Origin of the sequence: Kitasatospora sp. NPDC058170 (assembly GCF_042883905.1) — a bacterium.
Classification (GTDB): Bacteria; Actinomycetota; Actinomycetes; order Streptomycetales; family Streptomycetaceae; genus Kitasatospora.
Map to the genome: position 1 here is coordinate 1 of NZ_JBHVUV010000046.1, position 15089 is coordinate 15089.

The 15089-nt window shown below is 75.9% G+C and carries 6 protein-coding genes; 5 read left to right on the forward strand and 1 reads right to left on the reverse strand.

What is annotated here, in order from left to right; all coding sequences use genetic code 11:
• The 5 genes from ACFVVX_RS34935 to ACFVVX_RS34955 all read left to right on the forward strand — a co-directional run.
• Nucleotides 1-831, forward strand: an 831-nt coding sequence (locus ACFVVX_RS34935) for a phosphopantetheine-binding protein (protein ID WP_387951759.1), incomplete at its 5' end; no start/stop codon positions are given.
• A 53-nt stretch (nucleotides 832-884) separates the two neighbouring features.
• Nucleotides 885-6680, forward strand: coding sequence for a type I polyketide synthase (locus tag ACFVVX_RS34940; protein ID WP_387951761.1), 5796 nt, complete (start codon nucleotides 885-887; stop codon nucleotides 6678-6680).
• Nucleotides 6681-6741: 61 nt separating this feature from the next.
• Nucleotides 6742-10086 carry a type I polyketide synthase gene (locus ACFVVX_RS34945; RefSeq protein ID WP_387951807.1) on the forward strand — a complete coding sequence of 1115 codons (3345 nt, stop codon included), beginning with the start codon at nucleotides 6742-6744 and terminating at the stop codon, nucleotides 10084-10086.
• Between the two features lie 138 nt (nucleotides 10087-10224).
• Entirely contained in the window at nucleotides 10225-11793 is a 1569-nt protein-coding gene (locus ACFVVX_RS34950; RefSeq protein ID WP_387951763.1) for an FAD-dependent monooxygenase, read from the forward strand.
• Nucleotides 11790-13262, forward strand: a complete 1473-nt coding sequence (locus ACFVVX_RS34955) for an FAD-dependent oxidoreductase (RefSeq protein WP_387951765.1) — start codon at nucleotides 11790-11792, stop codon at nucleotides 13260-13262. The genes ACFVVX_RS34950 and ACFVVX_RS34955 overlap by 4 nt, the downstream gene beginning before the upstream one ends.
• A gap of 218 nt (nucleotides 13263-13480) precedes the next feature.
• Here ACFVVX_RS34955 and ACFVVX_RS34960 read toward each other — a convergent pair whose 3' ends face one another.
• Nucleotides 13481-14989 carry an MFS transporter gene (locus tag ACFVVX_RS34960; RefSeq protein ID WP_387951767.1) on the reverse strand — a complete coding sequence of 503 codons (1509 nt, stop codon included), beginning with the start codon at nucleotides 14987-14989 and terminating at the stop codon, nucleotides 13481-13483.
• Nucleotides 14990-15089 lie beyond the last annotated feature (100 nt).

Here is a 15089-nt window from a genome sequence, read left to right on the forward strand (position 1 = left end):
ACCCACGGCCTCCCCGCCACCTCCATCGCCTACGGCCTCTGGCACGACACCAGCACCCTCACCACCAACCTCCACACCACCGACCACACCCGGATCACCCGCTCCGGGAGCCGGCCGCTGAGCACGGCCGAAGGCCTGGCCCTGCTGGACGCGGCACTGGCCGGTGCGCAGCCCGTGGTCACCGCCCTCCACCTGGACCAGGGCGCACTGCGCGGCGACGGCGCCCAGGTGCCCGCCCTGCTGCGGAGCGTGCTGCGCCCGCCGCTCCGCCGGGCGGCCGCCGCGGCGGCGGCCCCGAGCGGTCCGTCGCTGACCGAGCGGCTCGCGCCACTGAACGCGGCGGCGCGGCGGAACCTGCTGCTGGACCTGGTGCGCGGGGAGGCGGCGACCGTCCTCGCCCACCCCGACCCGAGCCGGCTCGCCCCGGACCAGCCGTTCAAGGACCTCGGCTTCGACTCCCTCACCGCCGTCGAACTCCGCAACCGCCTGCGCACCACCACCGGACTCCACCTCCCCACCACGCTGGTCTTCGACCACCCCACGCCGGACTCGCTGGCCGCCCGCCTGCTGGAGGACCTGGCCGTCCCCAAGCCGGCGGACGGCGCGGACGGCCCGGACGGCGCGGCCCCGGCGGGGCTGGACGCCCTGGAGGCGGCCATCGCCGAGGCGCTGGCGGGCGAGGCCGCCGTGCCCGGCCCGGTCCTGACCCGGCTGCGCGGCCTGCTCTCCCGGCTGGAGGCGAAGGCCGGAGGCCCGGAGGCGCCGGCGGTCGACCTGGAGAACGTCACCGAGGACGAGCTCTTCGCCCTCATCGACGGCGGATCGAGCTGACCTCACGTCAGCTCGCTGGACCAGTAAGAGAATCCGAGGAAGGCAGAGGCGACATGGCAGACGAACAGAAGCTCTTCGAGTACCTCAAGCGGGCGACCGCCGACCTCCAGGACACCCGCCGGCGCCTCCAGGAGGCGCAGGAGCGGGACCGGGAGCCGATCGCCGTGGTCGGCATGGCGTGCCGCTACCCGGGCGGGGTGGAGTCGCCGGAGCAGCTGTGGCGTCTGGTCGCCGACGGCGCGGACGCGATCGGCCCGTTCCCGGACGACCGGGGCTGGGACACCGACGCGCTCTACCACCCGGACCCGGAGCACTCGGGCACCTCGTACGTCCGCGAGGGCGGATTCCTGCGCGGGGCGGCCGACTTCGACGCGGAGCTGTTCGGGATCAGTCCGCGCGAGGCGCTGGCCATGGACCCGCAGCAGCGGCTGTTCCTGGAGACGGCGTGGGAGTCGCTGGAGCGGGCCGGCCTGGACCCGACCGCGCTGCGCGGCTCCCGCACCGGGGTGTTCGTCGGCGCCTCCTCGCACGACTACGCGACCCGCACGCCGCAGGTGCCGGCGGCCGTGGAGGGTTACGTGATCACGGGCGCGGCGGCGAGCGTGCTGTCCGGGCGGGTCTCGTACGTGCTCGGGCTGGAGGGCCCGGCGCTGACGGTGGACACGGCCTGCTCCTCCTCGCTGGTGACGATCCACCTCGCCGCCCAGTCGCTGCGCCGCGGGGAGTCCGAACTCGCCCTGGCCGGCGGGGTGGTGGTGATGTCGACGCCGAACATCTTCGTGGAGTTCAGCCGGCAGCGCGGGTTGGCGCCGGACGGCCGGTGCAAGCCGTTCGCCGCCGGATCGGACGGCACGGGCTTCGCCGAAGGCGTCGGCGTCGTCGTCCTGGAGAAGCTCTCGGACGCGCGGCGCAACGGGCACCGGGTGCTGGCGGTGCTGCGCGGTTCGGCGGTCAACCAGGACGGCGCCAGCAACGGGCTCACCGCGCCGAACGGCCCCTCCCAGCGACGGGTCATCCAGGAGGCGCTGGCCGGCGCGGGGTTGGCGGCGCACGAGATCGACGTGGTCGAGGCGCACGGCACCGGGACGGTGCTCGGCGACCCGATCGAGGCGCAGGCCCTGCTGGCCACCTACGGCCGGGAGCGCGAGCACCCGCTCTACCTGGGGTCGATCAAGTCCAACATCGGGCACAGCCAGGCCGCGGCCGGCGTCGCGGGCGTGATCAAGATGGTCGAGGCCTTCCGGCACGGCGAGCTCCCCCGCACCCTGCACCTGGACGCGCCCTCCCCGCACGTCGACTGGGCGGCGGGGAGCATCGAACTGCTCGCCGAGCACACGCCCTGGCCGCAGACCGGGCGCCCGCGCCGGGCCGCCGTCTCCTCCTTCGGCATCAGCGGCACCAACGCCCACCTCATCCTCGAAGCGGCCCCGGCGGCCGACGCGGCGGAACCCCTGGAGGCCACGGAGCCCGCGGCGCCGGCGTCAGCGGAGGCGGAGCAGGACGCGGCCCCGCTGATCTGGCCGCTCTCCGGCCACACCGGCCCGGCGCTGCGCGAGCAGGCGCGGCGGCTGCGCGCACACCTGGACACCACCACCGCCACCCCCGCCGACACCGCCCACGCCCTCGCCACCACCCGCACCGCCCACCCCCACCGCGCCACCATCACCACCACCGACCCCACCGAACTACGCACCGCCCTCGACGCCCTCGCCGAAGGACACCCCCACCCCGCCCTGCACACCGCCCTCGCCCGGACCGACACCCGCACCGTCTTCGTGTTCCCCGGCCAGGGCTCCCAGTGGATCGGCATGGGCCGCCACCTCCTCACCCACTCCCCCGCCTTCCGCGACCACATCCACGCCTGCGCCCAAGCCCTCACCCCCCACACCGACTGGAACCTCCTCGACGTCCTCCACCAAACCCCCCACGCCCCCACCCTCGACCGCGTCGACGTCGTCCAACCCGTCCTCTTCGCCATCATGACCAGCCTCGCCCACACCTGGCAGACCCACGGCATCCACCCCGACGCCGTCCTCGGCCACTCCCAAGGCGAAATAGCCGCCGCCTACACCGCCGGCGCCCTCACCCTCACCGACGCCGCCAAAATCATCGCCCTCCGCTCCAAAGCCATCACCACCATCACCGGCCACGGCGGCATGCTCTCCATCCCCCTCCCACCCGACCGCATCACCCTCACCCCCGGCCTCTCCATCGCCGCCACCAACGGACCCGCCACCACCGTCATCAGCGGCAACGCCACCGAACTCGACACCCTCCAACACCACTACGACACCACCGACATCCGCGCCCGCCGCATCCCCGTCGACTACGCCTCCCACAGCCACCACGTCGAACCACTGGAGCGGGAGCTCCGCGAGCTGTTCGCGGACATCACCCCCCGGCCCGCGACCGTGCCGTTCTACTCGACCGTCACCACCGAGCGGATCGACACCACCGAGCTGACCGCCGACTACTGGTACCGCAACCTGCGCCAGACCGTCCGGCTGCACGAGACCGTGGCCAACCTGCACCGCGACCACCACACCCACTACATCGAGGCCAGCCCGCACCCCGTCCTCACCTACGCGCTCCAGCAGACCCTGGACGGGCTCGACGCCGACGCGAGCACCACGGTGCTCGGCACGCTGCGCCGCGACCACGACGACCGGCAGCAGTTCCTCACCGCCCTCGGCCGGGCCTGGACGGTCGGCGCGCCCGTCGCACGGTGGGCCACCGAGGACCGGCCCGCCGCCGTCCACACCGAGCTGCCGACGTACCCGTTCCAGCGCACCCGGCACTGGCTGCAGGTGCCGGCCGGCGGCGGGGCGGTCGGGCCGGGTCTGGAGGCCGGCGGGCATCCGCTGTTCACCGGGGCACTGCCCGTCGCGGAGGACGGCACGCTGGTGCTCACCGGACGGCTGTCGCTCGCCGAGCAGCCCTGGCTGGCCGACCACGCGGTGCTGGACGCCGTGCTGCTGCCCGGTGCCGCGCTGGTCGAGGCGGCGCTGCACGCGGGTGCGGCGGCCGGGGTGCCCGAGCTGGTGGAGCTCACCCTGGAGGCGCCGGTGGCGATCGGCCCGCAGGAGGTCCGGCAGCTCCAGCTGCGCGTGGGTGTGCAGGACGCGGCGGGGCTGCGGCCGCTCGGCGTGCACTCCCGGCCGGTGCAGTCGGCCGGGTCCGAGCCCGCCGAGTGGACCAGGCACGCCTCGGGCCTGCTGGGCACCGAGCGGGCGGCCCGCACCGCGCCGCCCGGCGGCGCCGGGGCCTGGCCGCCGCCGGGTGCCACCGCCTTCGACCTGGCGGGCCACTACGAGCTGCTGGCCGCGCAGGGCTACGTCTACGGGCCCGCGTTCCAGGGGCTCACGGCGGCCTGGCGGCACGGTGACGACCTCTACGCGGAGGTCCGACTGGACGGGGAGGCCGAGGACGGGTTCGCCGTGCACCCGGCGCTGCTGGACGCCGCGCTGCACGTGCTGGTGCTGGCGGCCGCGCAGGACACCGCCTCGGACGCGGCCTCGAACGCGGCCTCGAACGGGCGGCAGGACGGCGTGCGGCTGCCGTTCGCCTGGCACGGGGTCTCGCTGGACCGGGCTGCCGCGACGCCGCGGGCGCTGCGGGTGCGGGTCGCGCGACTGGAGGGGGAGGCGGCCGCGCTGACGCTCCAGGACGCCTCGGGCGCCGAGCTGGGCTCGGTGGCCCGGCTGGAGTTCCGGCAGATCTCGCACCAGCAGCTGGCCCACGCCGTGGGCCGCGCCGGCGACTCGCTGTTCCGCCTCGGCTGGAGCCCGCTGCCCCAGGCGCAGCCGACACAGGCACCGCAGTCCCAGGCACCGCAGTCCCAGGCACCGCTGTCCCAGGCGCCGGGCCTGCGCGACGACGCCCGGCCGTGGGCGCTGATCGGCGAGGACGCGCTCGACCTCGCCGCCGCGCTGGCGGCGGCCGGGGTGCGGACGGTCCGCCACCCCGACCTGGCCGCCGCGGCGGCGGCGGCCACCGCCGACGGCGCGCCGCTGCCCGCCGTGTTCCTGGCGGCCCCCGGCGCGACCGCCACCGGACCCGCCACCGGACCCGCCGCTGAGGCCGACGGCGACCACGGCCTGCTCACGGCCGCGCACGCCGCCGCCGGAGAGGCCCTCGCCCTGGCCGCCGAGTGGGCCGGCCAGGACTGGACCGGCGACGCCGTCCTGGTCGCCGTCACCCGCGGCGCGGTCGCCACCGGACCGCAGGAGGAACTGCCCGGTCTGGCCGGCTCCCCGGTCTGGGGCCTGCTGCGCAGCGCCGTCAACGAGCAGCCCGGCCGCTTCGCGGTGGCCGACCTCGACGCCCTGCCGTCCTCGCTGCTCGCCCTCCCCGCGGCGCTGGCCGCCGCACTGGCCGCCGACGAGCCGCAGCTCGCCCTGCGCGACGGGGCCGCGCTCGTCCCGCGCCTCTCCCGCACGGCCGGGGCGCGGCCCGAACGCTCCGTCGCCCTGGATCCGGAGGGCACCGTCCTGATCACCGGCGGCACCGGCCTACTGGGCGGCCTGGTTGCCCGGCACCTGGTGACCCGGTACGGCGCGCGGCACCTGCTGCTGACCGGGCGCAGCGGTCCGCAGGCGCCCGGCGCGGCCGCCCTGGCCGAGGAGCTGACGGCGCTCGGCGCGCAGGTGCGGATCGCGGCGTGCGACGTCGCGGACCGGGCGGCGCTGGCCGCGCTGCTCGCCTCGGTGCCGGCCGGGCATCCGCTGACCGCGGTGGTGCACTCGGCGGGCGCGCTGGACGACGGGACGCTGGAGGCGCTGACCGCCGAGCGGCTGGCGGCGGTCCTGCGGCCGAAGGCGGACGCGGCCTGGCACCTGCACGAGCTGACCGCCGGGCTGGACCTGTCCGCGTTCGTGCTGTTCTCCTCGGCGGCCGGGATCGCGGGCGCGCCGGGCCAGGCGAACTACGCGGCGGGGAACACCTTCCTGGACGCGCTGGCGCAGCATCGGCACGCCCTCGGGCTGCCGGCGGTGTCGGTGGCGTGGGGGCGGTGGGCGGACGGCGGCGGTCTGACCGGGCACCTGACGGCGGCCGACCACGCGCGGATCGCCCGCAGCGGGTTCGCCGCGATCCCGTCCGCGCTGGGCCTGGAGCTGCTGGACCTGGCCCTGGCCTCGCCGGAGCCGCTGCTGCTGGCGGCGACGCTGCACTCGGCGGCGCTGCGGTCGGCGGGTTCGGTGCCGCCGGTGTTCCGGGAGCTGGTGCGGGCGGCGAGCGGCCGGGCCGGCGCCGCCTCGGCCGGTGGCCCCTCGCTGGCCGATCGGCTGGCCGGGGTCCCGGTGCAGGAGCGGGACGCGGTGGTGCTGCGGCTGGTCCGCGGGGAGATCGCGGTGGTGCTGGGGCACGCCGATCCGGCGGCGGTGCCGGTCGAGCGCTCGTTCAAGGAGCTGGGCTTCGACTCGCTGACGGCGGTGGAGCTGCGCAACCGGCTGAGCGCGGCGACCGGGCTGCGGCTCCCGGTGACGCTGGTCTTCGACCACCCGACGGCCGCGTCGCTGGCGGGGTACCTGCGCGGCGCGGCGGAGCCCCGCCCGGGCGCGGAGGCGGACCGGCTGCTGGCCGAACTCGACCGGCTGGAGGCCGCCTTGGCCGCCGCGGAGCTGGACGGGGCGGGCCACGGCCGGGTGGCCGTCCGGCTGGAGGCGCTGCGCGGCCGCTGGGGCGCCGCCCGGCCGGAGCCGGCCGCGGCCGGGGCCGCCCAGGAGGCCGCCCAGCAGGAGGCGGCCGAGCAGGAGGCGGTCAGCGAGTCCATCCGGGAGGCGGACATCGGCGAGCTGATGGCGTTCATCGACACCACGCTCGGCCGCGCCGGCGCGGCGGGGCACTGACCAGTGGCGAACAGGGAAGAGGCAGGGACCAATGACTGAGCAGCAGAAGCTCGTCGAGTATCTGAAGTGGGTCACCGAGGACCTGCACCGCGCCCGCCGCCGGGTCGCGGCCCTGGAGGCGGAGCGCAGCGAGCCGATCGCCGTGGTCGGGGCGGCCTGCCGCTTCCCGGGCGGGGTCGCGTCGCCGGAGGACCTGTGGCGGCTGGTGGCCGACGGGGTGGACGCGGTGGGCCCGTTCCCTGGCGGCCGCGGCTGGGACGTGGAGAACCTGTACCACCCGGACCCGGACCACCCCGGGACGGCGTACACCCGCGAGGGCGGGTTCCTCTACGACGCGGGGGACTTCGACGCCGCGTTCTTCGGGATCAGCCCGCGCGAGGCGCTCGCCACCGACCCGCAGCAGCGGCTGCTGCTGGAGCTCGCCTGGGAGGCGCTGGAGCGGACCGGCATCGACCCGGCCTCGTTGCGCGGCTCGCGGACGGGCGTGTTCGCGGGGGTGATGTACGACGACTACGGCGCGCGGCTCTACCCGGCGGTGCCGGAGGGCTTCGAGGGGTGGATCGGCAACGGCAGCGCGAGCAGTGTGGCGACCGGCCGGATCGCCTACACGCTGGGCCTGGAGGGTCCGGCGGTGACGGTGGACACGGCCTGCTCCTCCTCGCTGGTGGCCGTGCACCTGGCCGCGCAGTCGCTGCGCTCGGGCGAGTCGGCGCTGGCGCTGGCGGGCGGGGCGACGGTGATGGCGACGCCGGGGGTGTTCACCGAGTTCAGCCATCAGCGCGGGCTGGCGCCGGACGGGCGGTGCAAGCCGTTCGCGGCGGCGGCGGACGGCACCGGCTGGGGCGAGGGGGCGGGTCTGCTGGTCCTGGAGCGGCTGTCCGACGCCCGGCGCAACGGGCACCCGGTGCTGGCGGTGCTGCGCGGTTCGGCGGTCAACCAGGACGGCGCCAGCAACGGTCTGACCGCGCCGAACGGGCCGGCCCAGCAGCGGGTGATCCGCGCGGCGCTGGCCAACGCCGGGCTGACCCCCGACCAGGTCGACGTGGTGGAGGCGCACGGCACGGGGACGACCCTCGGCGACCCGATCGAGGCCCAGGCCATTCTGGCCACGTACGGGCAGGACCGGAGCGCTCCGGTGTACCTGGGGTCGGTGAAGTCGAACATCGGGCACACCCAGGCGGCGGCCGGGGTGGCCGGCGTGATCAAGATGATCGAGGCCTTCCGGCACGGCGAGATCCCGCGTTCGCTGCACCTGGACGCGCCCTCCCCGCACGTGGACTGGGAGGCGGGGCGGGTCGAACTGCTCACCGGGCACCGGGAGTGGCCGCAGACCGGGCGGCCGCGCCGGGCCGCCGTCTCCTCCTTCGGCATCAGTGGCACCAACGCCCACCTCATCCTCGAAGCCCCGGAAGCCCCGGAATCCCTGGAGGCGGACGGAGAGGCCGAAGCCGAGGTCGAAGCCCAGCAGGCCCCACCGGCCCCGCCACAGGGCGGCCGCCGTCCGCAGGTCTGGCTGCTCTCCGCCCATTCCGAGCCGGCCCTGCGCGCCCAGGCAGGGCGGCTGCACGCCCACCTCACCGCCACCCCGCAGGATCCGGCCGCCGTCGCCCGGACGCTGGCCACCGCCCGGGCCCCGCTGGCCCACCGGGCGGCGGTGGTCGCGGCCGACCCGGTGGCACGCCTGGACGCGCTCGCGGCGCTGGCGAAGGGCGCCGAGGCCCCCGCGCTGCTGCGCTCCGCCGCAGCGGGCACCGGCCGCACGGCCTTCCTGTTCTCCGGACAGGGCAGCCAACGCCCGGGCATGGGAAGCGAGTTGTACGAGTCGTTCGCCGCCTACGCGGAGGCCTTCGACGAGGTCGAGGCGGCCTTCGCCCCGCATCTGGAGCGGCCGCTGCGCGAGGTGGTGTTCGCCGAACCGGGCAGCGCCGACGCCGAGTCGGTGCACCGCACCGCCTGGACGCAGCCGGCCCTGTTCGCGGTCGGGACGGCCCTGTACCGGCTGCTGCTCTCCTGGGGCGTGCAGCCCGAACTGGTGGGCGGGCACTCGGTGGGCGAGCTGGCGGCGGCGCACGCGGCGGGCGTACTGACGCTCGCCGACGCGGCCGCGCTGGTCGCCGCCCGGGCCCGACTGATGGACGCGCTGCCGGCGGGCGGTGCGATGGTCTCCGTCCGCGCGCCCGAACGGCAGGTGCTCGCCTCGCTCGCCGGGTACGAGGGCCGGGTGTCGGTCGCGGCGGTCAACGGGCCCGCGTCCACGGTCATCTCGGGCGAGGAGGAGGCGGTGGAGGAGGTCGCCGGGCGCTGGCGGCTGCTGGGCCGCAAGACCCGGCGGCTGCAGGTCAGCCACGCGTTCCACTCCCCGCTGATGGAGCCGATGCTGGCCGAGTTCGAGCAGGTCGCCAAGGGTCTGGCGGTCGCGCCGCCGCGGATCCCGCTCGTCTCCAACCTGACCGGGGCGCTCGCCACCGCCGACCAACTCGCCGCCCCGGACTACTGGGTGCGGCACGTCCGGGAGGCGGTGCGGTTCCACGACGGGCTGCGCACCCTCGCGGCGGAGGGCGTGGGCCGGTTCGTCGAGGTCGGGCCGGACGCGGTGCTCGCGCCGCTGGTCCAGGAGGCGGTGGCCGTCGATCCGCGGGCCGTCGAGGTCGTGCCGCTGCTGCGCCGGGACCGGCCGGAGGCGGGCGCGCTGCTGGGCGCGCTGGCCCGACTGCACGTCGGCGGCGCGGCGGTGGACTGGGCCGCCGTCCACGGGCCCGGCCCGGCGCCGCTCGCCGACCTGCCGACCTACGCCTTCCAGCACCGGACGTTCTGGCTGGAGGCCACCCCCACGGCGGTAGCCGAGCCCGGCCAGGAGGCGTTCTGGGCGGCCGTCGAGGCGGGTGCGCCCGCCCTGGCCGAACTGCTCGGCCCCGTCGGCGGGGATCCGGAACTGGTCGACCGACTGGCCGCCGTACTGCCCGAGTTGACCGCCTGGCGGCGCAGCGGCCGGGCCCCCGCCGCGGACCAGGGCGCCGGACCGGCCACCGGCCACGCCGACGGGTCCGGCTCCGCTCCGGCGGGCCCGTCGGCGGACGCGGCGACGGCGGACACCGCGGCGGCGGACGCGCTGAGAGCCGAGCTGGCCGCGCTGGCCCCGGCGGAGCGCGCCGCGGCCCTGCTGGCGCTGGTCCGGCTGCACGCGGCGGCGGTGCTGGGGCACGAGTCGCCGGAGGAACTCGGCACCGGGGAGAACTTCCTGGACGCGGGCTTCACCTCGTTCACCGCGCTGGAGCTGCGCAACCGGCTGGCGGACGCCCTCGGCGTGGAGCTGCCGGCGGCCGTCGCCTACGACCACCCGGACGCCGAGGCGCTGGCCCGGGAGCTCGTGCGGCAGCTGCCCGCAGCAGTGGGGGCTTCGCTTTAGCAGCCGCAAAGGCCGTGCTTAGCCGGTGAGTTCAGGGTCGAGGGGAGGTGCCGCGTGACTGGCACCTCCCCTCCTCCAGGTCGCGCGCGAGCCATCCGACGCGCGGGCCGCGCACAACTCACCGAAGGAGCACCGCCCGTGAGCCAGACAAGCCAGAGCAGCGAGTCGAGCCCGTCGAGCCCGGCGAACCAGCGGGTCGTCATCGCCGGTGCCGGACCGACCGGCCTGCTGCTCGCCGCCGAACTGCGGCTGGCCGGCGTCGAGACCGTCGTCCTGGAGCGGCTGCCGGAGGCGAGCGGCGAGTCCCGGGGCCTGGGCCTGCACGTGCGCAGCCTTGAGATCCTGCACCAGCGCGGCCTGGTCGACCGGTTCCGCACGCCCGAGACCGAGGCCTGGCCGGCCATGCACTTCGGCCTGTTCTGGCTGCAGCGCCCGGAGGGCCCCAAGGCGGACTACACGCTGGCCGTGCCGCAGTGGAAGACCGAGCACGCCCTGGAGGCCCGGGCCCGCGAGCTGGGCACCGAGATCCGGCGCGGCCACGAGGTGACCGGGCTCAGCCAGGACGACGAGCGCGTGGTCGTGGAGGTCGAGGGCCCGGACGGCCCGTACCGCTTGGAGGCCGCCTACCTGGTCGGCGCGGACGGCGGCCACAGCCGGGTGCGCAAGCTGGCGGGGATCGGCTTCCCGGGGACGGGCTCGACCTTCTATGGGGTGCTCGGCGACGTCGTCGTCAAGGAGGGCGACACCGTCGCCTACTCGGCCGAGCTGTACCCGGGCGGCTGGCTGGCCAACGTCCCGATCGAGGGCGGGCGCAAGCTGCGGCTGATGACCACCGAGTTCGACCAGGAGCGCCCCGGGGACGACGTCCCGGTGACCAACGACGAGCTGCGCGAGGCGATCAAGCGGGTCACGGGCTCGGCGCCGGACTTCGAGGAGACCACCTGGCTGTCCCGGTTCGGCAACTCGACCCGGCTGGCGGACGAGTACCGCTCGGGCCGGGTGCTGCTGGCCGGCGACGCCGCCCACGTGCACTACCCGATCGGCGGGCAGGGCCTCAACACCGGTCTGCAGGACGCCTTCAACCTGGGCTGGAAGCTCGCGGCGACCGTCCAGGGCCGGGCCCCGGAGGGGCTGCTGGACACCTACCACGCGGAGCGCCGGCCGGTCGGCCAGCGGGTCTGCGTCAACACCCAGGCGCAGGTCTCGCTGCTCTATCCGCTGGACAAGATCACGCCGCTGCGGGAGATCTTCGCCGAACTGGTGAAGTTCAAGGAGGTCAACGACTACCTGCTGCACCTGGTGACCGGTGTCGGTACCCGGTACGAGGTGCCGCTGCCGGAGGGCGCGGGCGAGCCGCACCCGCTGCTCGGCCGGCTCGTCCCGGACGCCGAGCTGGTGGCCGCCGACGGGCCCACCTCGCTCGCCTCCCACCTGCACGACGGGCGCGGGCTGCTGATCCGCTTCGCCGAGGGCCTCGACGCCGAGGGCTGGACGGACCGGGTGGACGTGCTCACCGCCGAACCCCACCCCGACCTCGACGCGGCCGCCCTGCTGATCCGCCCGGACGGCCACATCGCCGCCGCCACGGACGACCCCGCGGTCCTGCGCCACGCCCTCGCCACCTGGTTCGGCGCCCCCGCCGACACCGCTGGCACCGACACCGACGACACCGACGCCACCGACGCCACCGCGGGCGGTGCCGCGTGAGCGCGCCGCGGCCGGTGGTGATCGCCGGAGCCGGGATCACCGGGCTGTTCACCGCCGCGGAGCTGGTCCGGGCCGGCGTCCCGGTGGTGGTGCTGGAGCGCTCGGCGCCCGGGGAGCGGACGGCGGCCGGGGTCGCACTGAACACGGCGGCCGTCGCCGTGCTGGAGCGGCGCGGCCTCTTCGCCGAACTGCGGGAGGGCGCCCTGGCCCTGCCGCAGGTGCACTTCTCGCTGCTCTGGCTGGACCCGGACCGGGCCGGCGGGCCCTCCCGTTACCCGTACCTGCTGGCGCAGTCCCGGGTCGAGGAGCGGATCGAGGCCGAGCTGGCCGCGGCGGACGGGGTGGAGGTCCGGCGCGGCCACCAGGTCACCGGGCTCACCCAGGACGACGAGCGCGTGGTCGTGGAGGTCGAGGGCCCGGACGGGCCGTACCGGCTGGAGGCCTCCTACCTGGTCGGCGCGGACGGCCCGCACAGCACCGTCCGGCAGCTGGCCGGGATCGCCTTCGAGGGTGCGGCCGCCGAGTCCTCGGGGCTGGTCGCCGACATCCGGGTGGACTTCGCCGACGTGCCGCCGGAGGTGTTCGGCGCGCGCTGGTTCGAGCGCGGGCTGTTCATGGGCGCCCCGGTCGGACCGGACCGGCTGCGGCTGATCACCACCGAGTTCGGCACCCCGCCCGCGGCCCCGGCCGGGCCGGTCACGGGCGAGGAGCTCGCCAAGGCCGCCGTCCGGATCGCCGATCTGGACCTCGGGGCGCTGGAGCCGCTCTGGTCGGCCCGGTTCGACGACGCGGCGCGGCAGGCCGACCGGTACCGCGCGGGCCGGGTGCTGCTGGCCGGCGACGCCGCCCACGTCCACTACCCGCTGGGCGGCCTGGCGCTGAGCACCGCGCTGGAGGACGCGCTCAACCTGGGCTGGAAGCTGGCGGCGACCGTCCGGGGCCGGGCCCCGGAGGGGCTGCTGGACAGCTACGAGGCGGAGCGCCGGCCGGCCGGCCGGGCCGCGCTGCGGGCGACCCGGGCTCAGACCGCGTTGCTGCACCCGGCGGAGAAGGTCGGACCGCTGCGGGAGATCCTGCGCGAGCTGGTCGCCTTCGACGGCCCGAACCAGTTCCTGGTGGACCTGGCGGGCGGGGTCGGCCTGCGCTACGAGCTGCCGCTGCCGGAGGGCGCGGGCGAGCCGCACCCGCTGCTCGGCCGGCTCGTGCCGGACGTCGAGCTGGTGACGCCCGAGGGGCCCGTCTCCCCGGCGGGCCGGCTGCGGGGCGGCCGCGGGCTGCTGGTCCGGTTCGCCCAGGGCCCCGAGGTGGGGGGCTGGACGGACCGGGTGGACGTGCTCACCGCCGAACCCCACCCGGAGCTGGACGCCGCCGCCCTGCTGATCCGCCCGGACGGTCACATCGCCGCCGTCACGGACGACCCGGGCACCCTGCGCCACGCCCTCACCACCTGGTTCGGCGAGGCGGTCTGACCTCGGCACGGCGGTCCGACCCCGGCGAGACGGTCCGACCTCGCGGCACACCCCGAAGGGGGCCGTGGTACCCACCGGTACCACGGCCCCCTTCGGCCTGGGCCGTGCCCGACGGTTCGCGTCGCACGCGGCGCGGCTCACCGGACCGGCCCCGGACGCGGAAGCGGGCCGCGGCCACCCGCACGGTGGTCGCGGCCCGCGGCCCGTCGGCCGTCGGCTCAGTGCACGGCCGTGAGCACCGCCGACGGGTCGTCCGGAACCTCCCGGGAGCGGGCGACCAGCCCCGCGACCACGCTGACCAGCGCCAGGCCGGCGCCGACCCAGAAGGCCGCCGCGCTGCCGACGGAGAGCAGGTGGGACGGGAAGTCGGCGGGCGCGAGGTCCGTCGGCGGGTGCGCGGTCTCGTCCTTGACGGTGCTGCTGAAGACCGTCACCAGGATGGCCAGACCGAGCGCGCTGCCGACCTGGGTGACGACGTTGAGCAGGCTGGAGGCCGCGCCCGCGTCCTCCTGGGCCACCCCGGCGACCGCGATGATGTTGAGCGGGACAATGAAGAAGCCCGCGCCGACGCCGATCAGGACCATCGGCCCGAACAGCCCGGTCAGGTAGCCGCTGCCGGCGTCGAGCTGGGCCAGCCAGACCATGCCGGCGGTGACCAGGACGGCACCGGCCAGCATGAACGGCTTGGCGCCGACCTTGGGCAGCGTCTTCATCACCACGCCGGCCGCCGCGATCAGCGCGAAGGCGACCGGGACGAAGCCGAACCCGGCCTTGATCGCGCTGAACTTCATGACCTCCTGCACGAACTGGGTGAGGAAGAAGAACATGCCGGCCAGGTTGCCGGAGAGGAACAGCATCCCGCCGAGCAGGATCGTCCGGTCGCGGTCGCGGAACAGGCGCAGCGGCAGGATCGGCTGGGCCGCGCGGGTCTCGACCACCAGGAAGGCGCCGAGCAGGATCACCGCGGCGATGAAGCAGACGACGGTGGTGCCGTCGCCCCAGCTCTTGGACCCGGCGTTGATGAAGCCGTAGACCAGCAGCGCCATGCCGGCGGTGGAGGTGAGGGCGCCGAGCAGGTCGAAGCGGCCGGGGTGGCGCTCGGACTCGCGGACGAACCGCGGGGTGAGCACGGCGATGAGGATGCCGAAGGGGATGTTGACGAAGAAGACCCAGCGCCAGGAGGCGACGTCGGTGAGCACGCCGCCGAGGATCAGGCCGAGCGCGGCGCCGGAGCCGGTGACGCCGCCGTAGACGCCCATCGCCTTGGTACGGGCCTTGCCCTCGGGGAAGTTGGTGGCGATCAGGGCGAGGGTGCCGGGTGCGGCGAGCGCCGCGCCGACGCCCTGGAGGGCCCGGGCGAGCAGCAGCAGACCGCCGTTGGGGGTGATGCCGCCGAGCAGCGAGGCCCCGGTGAAGAGCAGGACACCGGCGATGAAGACCCGGCGGCGCCCGAGGATGTCGCCGAAGCGGCCACCGAGCAGCAGCAGGCCGCCGAAGGTCAGCGCGTAGGCGTTGAGCACCCAGGACAGGTCGGATCCGGTGAAGTCGAGGTCCTTCTGGATGTCCGGAAGGGCGACGTTCACGATGGTCGCGTCAAGAATGATCATCAACTGGCAGACCGCGATGATCGCCAGTGTGATGCCGGGCCGGGACGGGCCGGACTGCGCCGACGCCGGCGGATCCGCCTCGTCCTTCAGAGTCGCGGACGGGGTGGACGAGGTCGTCACGATAGCCTCCACAGGGCCGTGAGCACGCGGGTGTGTGGGATCCGGCGAACCTCCGGCGAGGGGGTGCGCGGCAGCCCGGTCAGGGAGGCGGGCTGTGGAT

Excerpts from the sequence above, each read along its gene's own strand:
- ACFVVX_RS34940 (WP_387951761.1), top strand. The coding sequence starts at position 885 with ATGGCAGACGAACAGAAGCTCTTCGAGTACCTCAAGCGGGCGACCGCC.